This is a genomic window from Providencia sp. PROV223 (genome assembly GCF_028479245.1).
Lineage (GTDB): Bacteria > Pseudomonadota > Gammaproteobacteria > Enterobacterales > Enterobacteriaceae > Providencia > Providencia rettgeri.
Genome location: NZ_JAMPNG010000006.1, coordinates 114,157 through 127,352, shown reverse-complemented (window position 1 = coordinate 127,352; position 13,196 = coordinate 114,157). Strand labels below are relative to the sequence as shown.

The following is a 13,196-nucleotide window of genomic DNA, read 5'->3' as shown; positions in this document are numbered from 1 at the left end:
ACAATTCCTATTAAATTTTACACGCGCCGCCTTCGCAATCGGAATCCGCTGACTCAACAACTTCTTCCAGATCGCCCTGAACATCTTCCGCCCCATCGCGGGTGTTATGGTAGTAAAGTGTTTTCACACCAAACTTATAGGCGAGCAATAAATCTTTTAGCAATTGGTTCATTGGTACTTTGCCGCTCTCAAAACGAGTCGGGTCATAGTTTGTGTTAGCAGAAATCGATTGGTCGATAAATTTCTGCATGATACCAACGAGTTGTAAATAGCCACTGTTTGAAGGCATTTGCCATAGTAGCTCGTATGCGCCTTTCAGATTTTCGTAATCTGGCACTACTTGACGCAAAATACCATCTTTAGAGGCTTTAATACTGATATAACCACGTGGTGGTTCAATACCATTGGTTGCGTTAGAAATCTGTGATGATGTCTCTGAAGGCATCAATGCAGACAGAGTCGAGTTACGCAGACCATGTTGTTTAATATCTTGGCGTAAAGCTTCCCAATCGTAATGCAATGGTTCATTAGTTAACTTATCGAGCTCTTTTTTATAGGTATCGATAGGTAAAACGCCTTGTGCATAAGTTGTTTCATTGAACCATGGGCAAGCACCTTGCTCTTTTGCTAACTCATTCGAGGCTTTTAATAGATAATACTGAATGGCTTCGAATGTTTTGTGCGTTAAGTTGTTCGCACTACCGTCAGAATAACGAACACCGTGCTTCGCGAGATAATAAGCGTAGTTAATCACCCCAATACCGAGTGTACGACGCCCCATTGAGCCTTGCTTCGCCGCAATGATTGGGTAATCTTGGTAGTCAAGCAGTGCATCAAGAGCACGAACAGCTAATATTGCCAGCTCTTCTAATTCATCTAGGCTATCAATCGCCCCTAAGTTAAATGCCGATAATGTACACAGCGCAATTTCACCGTTCTCGTCATTAATGTTATTTAATGGCTTAGTTGGCAGTGCAATTTCTAAACATAAGTTTGACTGACGAACAGGGGCAACCTGTGGGTCAAATGGGCTATGTGTATTACAGTGGTCAACGTTTTGAATATAGATTCGGCCAGTAGACGCACGTTCTTGCATCATTAATGAAAATAGCTCAACCGCTTTAACACTGGATTTGCGAATATTTTCATCTTGTTCGTATTTCACATATAAACGTTCAAATTCGTCTTGATCAGCGAAAAATGCATCATAAAGACCTGGAACGTCTGATGGACTGAATAATGTAATATCTTGGTTTTTAATCAAACGCTCATACATTAACTTGTTGAGTTGCACACCGTAATCCATATGGCGAACACGGTTACCTTCAACCCCACGATTATTTTTCAGTACCAATAAACTTTCAACTTCAAGGTGCCAAATAGGGTAGAACAAGGTTGCAGCACCACCACGAACGCCACCTTGCGAACAAGATTTCACCGCAGTTTGGAAGTGTTTATAGAACGGAATACAACCAGTGTGGAACGCTTCACCACCACGAATTGGGCTGCCTAATGCACGAATGCGGCCTGCATTTACCCCAATACCTGCACGCTGTGAGACATATTTCACAATTGCGCTTGAAGTGGCATTGATGGAATCTAAGCTGTCACCACACTCAATCAGTACACAAGAGCTGAATTGACGTGTAGGAGTACGTACCCCAGCCATAATTGGCGTAGGTAATGAAATTTTGAATGTTGAAACGGCGTCATAGAAACGGCGAATATAATCGAGACGCGTCTCTTTTGGGTAATGTGAAAACAGGCAAGCAGCAACTAAAATGTATAAAAACTGTGCGCTTTCATAAATTTCACCGGTAACACGGTTTTGAACTAAATATTTTCCTTCAAGCTGTTTTACCGCAGCATAGGAAAAATTCATATCACGCCAATGGTCTATAAAGCTATCCATTTGCTCGAACTCTGCTTCAGAGTAGTCTTCCAGCAAATGCTTGTCATATTTCCCCATTTCGACGAGGTGTTTAACATGCTTATATAATGCAGGCGGTTCAAACTGGCCATAGGCTTTCTTGCGTAAGTTAAAAATAGCAAGACGTGCAGCTAAGTATTGGTAATCAGGTGTATCACCCGTAATTAAATCTGCTGCTGCTTTGATCATCGTTTCGTGAATGTCAGAAGTTCTGATCCCATCATAAAACTGAATCTGTGAACGTAACTCCACTTGAGAAACGGATACGTTACTTAGGCCTTCCGCGGCCCAGGTTATTACCTTGTGGATTTTGTCGAGATCAATGCGTTCTTTATGTCCATCACGCTTTGTGACTAACAGACTCTGGTTCATGAGCAAGTACACCTTGGTTGAACTACAAATGGGTTAAAAAAACATAAAAAAGCTCATGGTGTAATGCCATGAGGCTAGTAGTGTTATGTTTGCTTGTACCACTATATGTAGTAGTTTGTTTAGAATACCATAACAAGATAATGTTAATATGTGATTTTATCAAGTGAACAAATTAGAGGGATCTTGTGGATAACTGGTTGGATAAGAAAACAGATCATGTCGGTAAGCTGCATGGTAAAAGGCATTAATAAAAAAAATGCTTCCGACATGAGGACTAAAATAAATTTTGTAAACTGCGATCGTTTGCTGCTTTCTTAAACGTACTGCTTGTGATTTATTCTTTTCACGACTGAATGACTATTCGCTCACAGTATGCAGCATATAATTTACATCAACATTTGGCCCTAGCCAGAATTTATCCGTTAATGGGTTGAAGTGTAACCCTATGATATGTTTATCTTTCAGTGGTGTTCCGTCAATCCAGCCAATTAACTCAGAAGGGCGAATAAATTTGTTGGCATCATGAGTCCCTTTAGGCACGATTTTCATAATATATTCAGCGGCGACAACAGCCATTAACCATGCTTTTTTGTTACGGTTAATGGTTGAAAAAATCACGTGTCCACCCGGTTTCACTAATTTAGCGCAAGCTCTAACGACAGACTGAGGGTCCGGAACATGTTCAAGCATCTCCATACATGTGACAACATCATAGGCTTGAGGGTGCTTGTCTGCGTGCTGTTCGACGGTTTCTTGGACATATTCAACCGGAATACCGGACTCAAGAGAATGTAAGCGTGCGACCATTAAGGGTTCAGCCCCCATATCAAGGCCGGTGACTTCTGCACCTTCACGCGCCATACTTTCGGATAAAATGCCACCGCCACAACCAACATCAAGAATTTTTTTACCGAAAACACCGTCTACACGCTGCATAATATAACCTAAACGTAAAGGGTTGATGCGGTGTAGTGGGGCAAATTCACCTTCTAAGTCCCACCAACGCGAAGCGATGGACTCAAATTTCTCGATCTCTTGCTTATCGACGTTAAGGTACGTTGGGGTTTGGGTGTCATTCATACAAAGAAGCTCCTATTTTTAACCTATTCCCTAAAGCCTATTAACGATAATTATATTTAAACTATGTTCAGTAGGGGGAGATAGCGGTCCGATAAGAATTGATGGCTAAAATATAAACAACAATGCAATTATTGCAGTTATTAATTGATAAACCCTCAAGTTTCGGACACATAAACTTAATTTTCCGCTATTATACATAGCTTGGAAGACAAATACCCGTCTCTTATTTTTATTAAATTGGCGAATTGTGGTATAGTTCTACTCTTTGAATCCGAAGTTATGAGGGACAGTGGTTCCATGAGCGAGATTGCCAGAGAAATCACACCAGTTAATATCGAAGAAGAGCTTAAAAGTTCGTATTTGGATTATGCAATGTCCGTTATTGTCGGCCGTGCACTTCCAGATGTTCGAGATGGACTGAAGCCAGTACACCGCAGAGTACTGTTTGCGATGAATGTATTGGGAAATGATTGGAATAAACCCTATAAAAAATCTGCCCGTATTGTTGGGGACGTCATCGGTAAATACCATCCACATGGTGATAGCGCTGTTTACGAGACAATCGTTCGTCTAGCACAGCCTTTCTCAATGCGTTACATGCTGGTTGATGGTCAGGGAAACTTCGGTTCAGTTGACGGAGACTCCGCAGCGGCAATGCGTTATACGGAAATCCGTATGGCGAAAATTGCCCATGAGCTACTGGCTGACCTTGAAAAAGAAACCGTTGATTTCGTTCCAAACTATGATGGAACAGAGCAAATTCCTGAAGTTATGCCGACGAAAATCCCCAACCTTTTGGTTAATGGGTCGTCAGGTATTGCTGTTGGGATGGCAACCAATATTCCACCTCACAATTTAGGGGAAGTGATTAGCGGTTGTCTTGCCTATATAGAAGATGAAGACATCAGTATTGAAGGCTTAATGGAGCACATTCCAGGGCCTGACTTCCCTACAGCGGCGATTATCAACGGCCGTCGTGGGATTATTGATGCATATCGTACAGGGCGTGGCAAGGTCTATATCCGTGCAAGCGCTGAAGTGGAAGTCGATGAGAAAAATGGTCGTGAAACCATTATTGTCAGCGAAATCCCTTATCAAGTGAATAAAGCTCGCTTGATTGAAAAAATTGCAGAATTAGTTAAAGACAAACGCGTTGAAGGTATCAGTGCACTGCGTGACGAGTCGGATAAAGACGGTATGCGCATTGTTATTGAAGTTAAACGCGATGCGGTGGGTGAAGTTGTACTAAACAACTTATATTCATTGACCCAATTGCAAGTTTCTTTTGGTATCAATATGGTAGCTCTACATCAAGGGCAACCCAAAATACTGAATTTAAAAGATATCATTGCTGCTTTTGTGCGTCACCGTCGTGAAGTTGTCACTCGTCGTACGATTTTTGAATTACGCAAAGCGCGTGACCGTGCTCATATCCTTGAAGCATTAGCAATCGCCTTGGCTAATATTGACCCAATTATTGAACTGATCCGTAAAGCACCAACGCCTGCCGAAGCAAAAGCAGGGCTAATTGCACGCTCTTGGGATCTGGGTAATGTTGCTGCGATGCTAGAACGCGCGGGTGATGACGCCGCTCGTCCTGAGTGGTTAGAGCCTCAGTTTGGTGTGCATGAAGGGCAATATTTCCTGACTGAACAACAAGCCCAAGCTATTTTGGACTTACGCCTCCAAAAATTAACGGGCCTTGAGCACGAAAAATTACTGGAAGAGTACCGTGAACTTCTAGTGCAAATTGAAGCTTTACTGTTTATTTTACGCAGCCCTGAACGTTTGATGGAAGTGATTCGCGAAGAGTTAGAAATTATTCGTGATACTTACAACGACCCTCGTCGTACAGAAATTACAGAAAATACCGCAGACATCAATATTGAAGATTTGATCAACCAAGAAGATGTAGTGGTGACATTATCTCATCAAGGTTATGTGAAATATCAGCCTCTGTCTGATTACGAAGCACAGCGCCGTGGTGGTAAAGGTAAGTCTGCGGCAAGAACTAAAGACGAAGACTTCATTGAACGATTATTGGTCGCCAATACACATGACACCATCTTGTGTTTCTCAAGCCGTGGTCGGTTATATTGGATGAAAGTTTACCAATTACCAGAAGCGAGCCGTGGCGCTCGTGGTCGCCCAATTGTTAACTTATTACCACTAGAACAAGATGAGCGTATTACGGCCATCTTACCTGTACGTGAATATGAAGAGGGTTACAACGTCTTCATGGCAACGGCGAGTGGTACTGTGAAGAAAACGCCTTTACAAGAGTTTAGTCGCCCAAGAAGTGCCGGTATTATTGCGGTGAACTTGAATGACGGTGATGAACTGATTGGTGTTGATTTAACAGATGGTTCAAACGAAGTCATGCTGTTTTCAGCTCAGGGTAAAGTTGTGCGCTTCGCTGAAGATGCCGTTCGTCCTATGGGACGTACCGCAACAGGTGTACGTGGTATTAAATTAATGGATAACGACAAAGTCGTTTCTTTGATTATTCCACGTGGAGAAGGGCATATCTTAACTGTGACAGAAAATGGTTACGGTAAACGTACTGAAGAAGCTGAATACCCAACTAAATCTCGTGCAACTCAAGGGGTTATCTCCATTAAAGTGAGTGAGCGAAACGGGAATGTAGTTGGCGCGATTCAGGTTGATGAAACAGACCAAATCATGATGATCACGGATGCCGGCACATTAGTTCGTACACGGGTGTCTGAAGTGAGCGTCGTTGGGCGTAATACTCAAGGTGTTACCTTGATTAGAACCGCTGAAGATGAAAAAGTTGTTGGTTTGCAGCGCGTTGCTGAAACAGATGACGATGAAAACAATGATGATGAGATTGCAAATGAAAACACTGAAGAAAATGGTGTTGATGATGCAAATATCGACGATCAAGAGTAATCATCGCGTTTAATTTAATGAACGGGTAGCGTAATTAGCTGCCCGTTTTAGTTTCTAACCTTAATGTCTTAATTTTAATACTTTTCATGTTAGTCGCTTTTTTATCATGTAATCGAGTATAATTAGCGGTCATAGTATCGAATATACAGGAAAGCGCTTGAGATATTTACCCTCGTTTAAAACATCACTTAGACTTTCTCGGGATTTATTTCGTATCCTCGGCTTGATGTTGTGGGGTATGGGCGTTTTTATTACTTTATTCTTCCTTTATTCGCAATTTAATGAATACAAATCGGACATTCGTCAACAGTTCTATTCGGGTTATGAAAACCTGCAAGCCTATATCCAACAAACCGGAGCGACACTTAATTCTATCCAGTCAATGACTGAGCTATATCGAGTAAAGCTACAAGAATCGACAGAAGTAAAGAATCTTCCAAGTAAATTTCTCGAATTACCGAACGCATCTAATTACTCTTTCTATAAATTAACGCCGAATACGGATTGTGATTATTTTAGGGATAGAGCAGAGAATTACTTGCAGGCTTTTGAACAACTGAATTACTTTTGGAAAGAGAGTATTGCTGCACCTCAAGCTTTAAACCATGTCTTTTTAGTTGGTTCAAGAAGTTATTGTATGGTGGATTATCCGATCCGCTCAACAATATCTGATATCGAAATACTCAAAAAAGTCAGCTATGAAAGTGTGCGGACTTACCAAGGCTTGAGGTTACAAGGAAAAGAGCGCAATTTATTTACAATTATGCATGGTGCACAGCCAGATTATGGGCAAGTTTACTTAATTCAGGCAATCAAGCACGATAACATGCTGCCTGCGTTTATTGGGTTAGAACGTTCAATTAACTTGAATCAATTCAATATACGCCGAAATAAAGCTATCGAAATACTAATAATTAACGACTATAACCAGCCTGTTTTATATTCTCCTATCGATATCAACCCTAAGAGCTCAGCGTTACTCAATATTTCAGAGCCTTCATTCTTTGGTTTTAACTCAGATTATTCAAAATTAATCTTCAAAAAACGCTTACTGCCCTCTCAAATTACGGTCATTTTCTCCATTGCGACGTCTGAAATATTAACTAGTTTAGAAAATACTATTTTTTACGGTATTGTCCTTAATATTTTTACGGGTGGGCTAATTTTCTTTTTAATTTGGTTACTTGAAAGGAAAATGCTAGAACCTGCAGAGAACACCGCGATACGGCTTGAAGAGCATGAACAATTCAATCACAAAATAGTGGCATCAGCACCTGTCGGTATCATCATTTTAAGATTAACCGATGGAGGTAATATCCTTAGTAATGAATTAGCTCATGACTATTTCCGGCTATTAAATGAAGATGATAAACAGCGAATATTAACAATCATTCGCCAAAAAACGAGCAATTATATTGATGTGGTGACAACCAATGGCACACATTTACAAATTAGCTTTGTAAACTCTCGTTATCAGAATGAAGATGTCGCTATTTGTGTATTAGTGGACATCAGTATTCGTGTTCAAATGGAAAAATCGTTGCAAGATGTAGCCGATGCAGCGGAACAAGCGAACCATGCTAAGTCGATGTTCTTAGCGACAGTAAGCCATGAATTAAGAACACCGTTATATGGCATTATTGGTAACATAGAATTGCTACAACGTTATGAGTTATCTGAGAAAGCGACACGTTTGGTTTCCACTATGGATAACTCATCGTCGCTTTTATTACAGATTATTAGTGATATTTTGGACTTTTCAAAAATTGAATCTAAGCAGTTGAAAATAGAAAGCAAACTGTTTAATTGTCGTGAAGTTTTTGAGTTCGTATTAGCGAACTACTTGCCATTAGTGTCTAAGAAAAAAATATCATTATATTCTTATATTGAACCTAACATTCCTGATCTCATTTTGAACGATTCTGTGCGTTTACAACAAGTGGTTTCTAATATTGTTAATAACAGTATTAAATTTACAGAATCAGGCTTTGTATTGCTGTATGTTTGGAAAGATGAGAATTATTTAAAGATTGAAATACGTGATTCAGGAATTGGAATGACCCATGCAGTGGTCATGCAGTTGTTTGACCCATTTTTTCAAGTTCATGACCAAAATAATATCGGTCATAAAGGAACAGGGTTAGGATTAGCGATTTGTGAAAAACTGATTAACCTCATGGATGGTGATATTGAGGTCAATTCCCAAATTGGGCTTGGTAGCTCATTTACTATTCGTATTCCTTTATATGGTCAAGAATATATTAAGAAAAACATTCCAGAATATCGTGCACATTATCGTATTGCTATCTCGTGCCGAAATGAATTTTTAATGAATTTTCTTTTACGCTTGTTAAGTCATGAGCAATTTACGGTTGTGGGTCATCACTCGATTGATAAAACACAAAATTATGACCTGCTAATAACCGATTATGAGTATACCGGAGGTATAACCTGTGAAGATCATATCCAGTTATCAAGTTTTTATGCCGGTGAACTTCACGAAATAAAATCACACCAATGGATTTATAATACATATCAATTAGATAAGTTGCCTGTTTTAATTGATAAAGTCATCATGAAAACGATTGAGCAATCGCAGAAAAATAATATAGCAAATCAACCATTGGTTGCTGATAATTCGTTTGGTGAATACCATGTGTTAATTGTCGATGACCACCCAATTAACCGAGCATTATTGAGTGAACAATTAGCGTCTATCGGTTTTACTACAGGCACTGCAATAGATGGATTAGATGCACTAAAATATCTAAATAATCATCACGTTGATATTGTTTTAACGGATGTAAATATGCCAAATATGGATGGTTATCAGCTGGCAAAAGAACTGCGGCGCTTAGAGTTTAGCTTACCCGTTATCGCATTAACTGCTAATGCAATGGCAGAAGAAAAGCAACGCTGTATTAATGCAGGAATGAATGATTGTTTGTCAAAACCAACAACAATTGCAATTTTACGAGAGACCCTGACGCGCTACTGTTAAATATACTTAAAGATGAATGCAAAAATAAAAACCCATAACTGGGTTTTTATTGGTGTAGTCTTATCATTGAAATGAAACTCACTCTGAAGGCGAGTTATCAATACTTACAGAAGAAAGGTAATTTAGCAGCGCAATATCATTTTCAACGCCTAATTTCAGCATGGCTGATTTTTTCTGGCTACTGATCGTTTTTATGCTACGGTTAAGTTTTTTCGCAATTTCAGTGACTAAAAAGCCTTCAGCAAATAAACGTAGTACTTCACTTTCTTTTGGTGATAAGCGTTTATCGCCGTAGCCACTTGCATTGACTTTTTCCAGTAGCTTACTCACACTTTCTGGCGTGAATTTTTTGCCTTTCTGTAAAGCGGCTAAAGCTTTAGGTAAATCAGCTGGTGCGCCTTGTTTTAACACAATCCCTTCAATATCCAGCTCTAATATTGCGCTAAGAATGGCTGGGTTATTGTTCATTGTGAGAACAATGATTGATAGATCAGGATAATGCCGTTTGATGTATTTGATTAAAGTAATACCATCGCCATATTTATCACCTGGCATTGATAAATCAGTAACTAGCACGTCTGCATTTAAGCGTGCTAAGTTATTAATCAAAGAGGTTGAGTCCTCAAATTCCCCTACGATATTCACCCATTCAATTTGTTCAAGTGATTTTCTGATGCCGAAAAGAACGATAGGGTGATCATCGGCAACAATGACATTTAGGTTATTCATATTATTGGTTACCTTCTGGCATTAGTTTTTTGACTGAATTATCCAGCATGCTAATGCAATTTTTTATTTCCAATCCGTTTTCATCTGCTATGTAACGCTCCAAATCTTCACAAAGCTTATGAAGAAAAGTAAATTCGAGTATAGCAAAAACTCCTTTTAAACGATGTGCAGTGTTTTTCAATTCGGTCAAATCCTCAACACTTTCACTATTATACAGTTTATTAATATCTATCGGTACTGTTGTGATAAACAAATCTCGATATCCACTATTTGCTAGTATTAATTGATAACTTGCAATTGCATCTTCTATTGATTCATTCGAGGTTCGTGAAACCGTTTGGTCATCAACATTGTGAAAAATCAGATTATTAGAATGCTCATGTTCATGATCCGTGTTTTCGATCAGTAATGAGATGGCATCAATTAATTCATCAGCAAAATTATAGTTAGCTTCGATGTAATGAGGTTGTAATTGGTTTATTCCTGAAAGAGTACCATTTACTTTAACAATATTTTCAAAATATTCCTCATTATTATCAATTATCAAGAGATCCCAGTTGGTATGAGGGGAACTCTCACTTAAGTCCAAATATTCTGCTCCATAATTAGTTAATATATTCCTAACAATCCGTGAAATATCTGCATTATGTATGTTTAAGCGTATACAAACATCTTCCAATAAAGCCGGGTAGTCTTTAACTAGTAACTCTTTAGCTGCAGGTAGCGTAATTTCATAATGAGTGCCGATTGCATCACTAGAACGAATAGAAAAAGCACCATTCATTTTTTTTACCAGTAGTTTGCATAAATAAAATGTTATACCTGAACGTGTAAAGTTAGAGGAATTTAAAATCTGTCCAGTAAAAGGACTTTGCAAATTACTCAGTTCTTGATTACTTACGCCAGTCCCACTGTCTCTAATATTCAGTAAGATGATATTTTTACTAGCATTATAAGATAACGTGAATGAAATTTTTCCAAAAGAGGTTGTTGCAATAGAATAATCCCAAATTAGCTGTATTAATTGCTTTAAATAATCCAGATTAGCCACGATAAGCGAATCTGGATTGAGATTATTATGAAAATAAAGCGCTAACCCTTTGTTATTACACTGCGATAAGTTTTGTTTTAAAAATTGACTCACAAGGTTACTGATAGAAACGTTCTCTGTTTTTACGGGGTCAGTTTGAGACTCAAGTTGATTTAATAAGTTAATATTTTTAAACCAGCGATTAATATGAAAAAGCTGATTTTCAATTTCTAAAATAAATGCACGATTATTTATATTGGCAATTTCGGATAGTTTGGTTAATTGATTATCAACTTTAATTAGTGAAGGCAATATTTCACTACACATATTCTCAAATACAGCTTTACGCATATGAATATTTTTTTTGTATTCGCGATTCGCTAATTCTTGGCGTTTTTGGGTTAATGCTTCTTTATCTTTATCCGTAATAATGAAGAGAACTGTATTGGATTTTGATATGTTATCGACAAGAACAACTTCATAGACAATATTTTCGATAGAAACTTGAATAACATCATGATTTTCCATGGCCATTTCTTTAATGTGAACCAGATCCATGGAAGGTAATAGTTGATTAGCAATATCATTGCTCAGAATTTTTTTGTTAGTGTTAAAGTCGTAAACTAAAATGCCGTACGAAATATGACTGATAATATCGCTAGTCAGTGCTTCATTAAAATTCAGTTCTTGCAGCATATTTGTATTGGGAGAAATCAGGCGTTTACGGATAAAGAGCATAATCAGCAAAGCAAAAAAGATCATGATAAGCATGCCAGTCATTAGCCATAAGTTATAGCTAATGACATTAAAAATAATGCTTTTTAATGAAATATGGTAATAAAGTTGATAACTGGTACCGTCAATAGGGTGGGAGAAGATGAGGTTAGTTCCAACCCAAGTTGTATGAGACTCATTGCTTCCTGTGCTTGCAGGGCGTGTATTTATCGTAAAAAAATCCCCATTTAAATTTGGGGGGATCAGTGAATTGATCGAAATATCAAAAGATATGACACTCGTTAACTGCCCTGGAGAATTAAACATCAGCCGATAAGTATAGTAATAAAGGTCATCAGGGGAGTATTTTTGAATATTTGAAATTATTTCCCGTCGATCTAACAATGTTGATTGTGTCAACATATCAGCGCGCTTTTCTTCTGCCGTTAAGGTGAGATAACTTTCTTTAAATCGTAGCTCAGGTTTAAGAATTGAATGGGTGGTTACTAAGACTAGTGTATTGTCTAAACCATTGAGATAATACATCGAGTTATATTCATTACGGGCACCCCAGACAATCTCCATATAATTTGCAAGCTTAGAGGCTAAAACATTACTACTTTGCTTATTATTACCAAATACAATGGCATCGATTGATTGGTTGGCGCTACTTAACCAAAAAATATCATGGCGCATTCCTGTCACAGTGAGATTATCGGCGGGAGGTACTGATGTCTTTTCATTGGCAATTTTGTAGATATGGCTCGCTTGATAACGATAATCTTCGATTTGATAGGCTAACCGACTCGCCATACTGTTCAAACTAGTCTGACGGCTTTGAACTAATGCTTGATAGTAGTTAAATAGCGATAAAAAAAGCATTACTATTAGCAACAGAATAAATGCTGCGAAAATACGAAAAAGAGTGTTTGGCTTTAATAATGATTGTTTGTACATACTGTAGCAAGTCGTCCCGTCGGCTAAAATATTATTAGATTAAAAATCATACGCCTAGAGAAAGGATAGACACCGATTTTGCACAGATACTACCATTTTTCTTGGGAAAGAGAGAGTGATTGAGTGAAGATTAGCCAAACGGAGTAAAAAAATCAATTTTTTTACTTTCAGGGGTAGACAAGTTGCAGGGATTCCTCCATAATCGCGCCCCATGGAGAGATGGCCGAGCGGTCGAAGGCAGCGGTCTTGAAAACCGCCGATGGGAAACCATCCTAGAGTTCGAATCTCTATCTCTCCGCCATATTCGCCGGCTTAGCTCAGTTGGTAGAGCAACTGACTTGTAATCAGTAGGTCACCAGTTCGACTCCGGTAGCCGGCACCAAATAAGAACCCGTTATCTCTCAACCAGATAACGGGTTTTTTCTTGTTTGTAATTCATGTCATTTTACCCCTTCTAGTTGCTGATAAGT

The 13,196-nt window shown here is 38.6% G+C and carries 6 protein-coding genes and 2 tRNA genes; 4 read left to right on the top strand and 4 right to left on the bottom strand.

Features of this window, described 5'->3' with window-relative positions:
- Positions 1-10: 10 nt before the first annotated feature.
- Complete coding sequence (gene nrdA / locus PR767_RS09395; RefSeq protein ID WP_004912194.1) at positions 11-2,302, bottom strand: class 1a ribonucleoside-diphosphate reductase subunit alpha; 2,292 nt, start codon at positions 2,300-2,302, stop codon at positions 11-13.
- Between the two features lie 357 nt (positions 2,303-2,659).
- A complete protein-coding gene (gene ubiG, locus PR767_RS09390) occupies positions 2,660-3,382 on the bottom strand; it encodes a bifunctional 2-polyprenyl-6-hydroxyphenol methylase/3-demethylubiquinol 3-O-methyltransferase UbiG (protein ID WP_004912192.1) in 723 nt (240 codons plus the stop codon).
- A 297-nt stretch (positions 3,383-3,679) separates the two neighbouring features.
- On the opposite strand from ubiG, the gene gyrA reads away from it, so the two are divergent.
- Together gyrA and rcsC are read left to right on the top strand one after the other, a co-directional pair.
- Positions 3,680-6,295 carry a DNA topoisomerase (ATP-hydrolyzing) subunit A gene (gyrA, locus tag PR767_RS09385; protein ID WP_272520212.1) on the top strand — a complete coding sequence of 872 codons (2,616 nt, stop codon included), beginning with the start codon at positions 3,680-3,682 and terminating at the stop codon, positions 6,293-6,295.
- Between the two features lie 214 nt (positions 6,296-6,509).
- Entirely contained in the window at positions 6,510-9,296 is a 2,787-nt protein-coding gene (rcsC, locus tag PR767_RS09380; RefSeq protein WP_238562683.1) for a two-component system sensor histidine kinase RcsC, read from the top strand.
- Positions 9,297-9,374: 78 nt separating this feature from the next.
- On the opposite strand, the gene rcsB is transcribed toward rcsC, so the two are convergent.
- Positions 9,375-10,025: a response regulator transcription factor RcsB gene (gene rcsB / locus PR767_RS09375; RefSeq protein ID WP_004259923.1), complete on the bottom strand. Its 651-nt coding sequence runs from the start codon at positions 10,023-10,025 to the stop codon at positions 9,375-9,377.
- Between the two features lies 1 nt (position 10,026).
- Positions 10,027-12,726 carry a phosphotransferase RcsD gene (gene rcsD, locus PR767_RS09370; protein ID WP_272520211.1) on the bottom strand — a complete coding sequence of 900 codons (2,700 nt, stop codon included), beginning with the start codon at positions 12,724-12,726 and terminating at the stop codon, positions 10,027-10,029.
- A 213-nt stretch (positions 12,727-12,939) separates the two neighbouring features.
- On the opposite strand from rcsD, the gene PR767_RS09365 reads away from it, so the two are divergent.
- Both PR767_RS09365 and PR767_RS09360 read left to right on the top strand, forming a co-directional pair.
- Positions 12,940-13,027 (top strand) — tRNA-Ser (locus PR767_RS09365).
- Positions 13,028-13,032: 5 nt separating this feature from the next.
- Positions 13,033-13,108, top strand: a tRNA-Thr gene (locus PR767_RS09360).
- Positions 13,109-13,196: the final 88 nt, after the last annotated feature.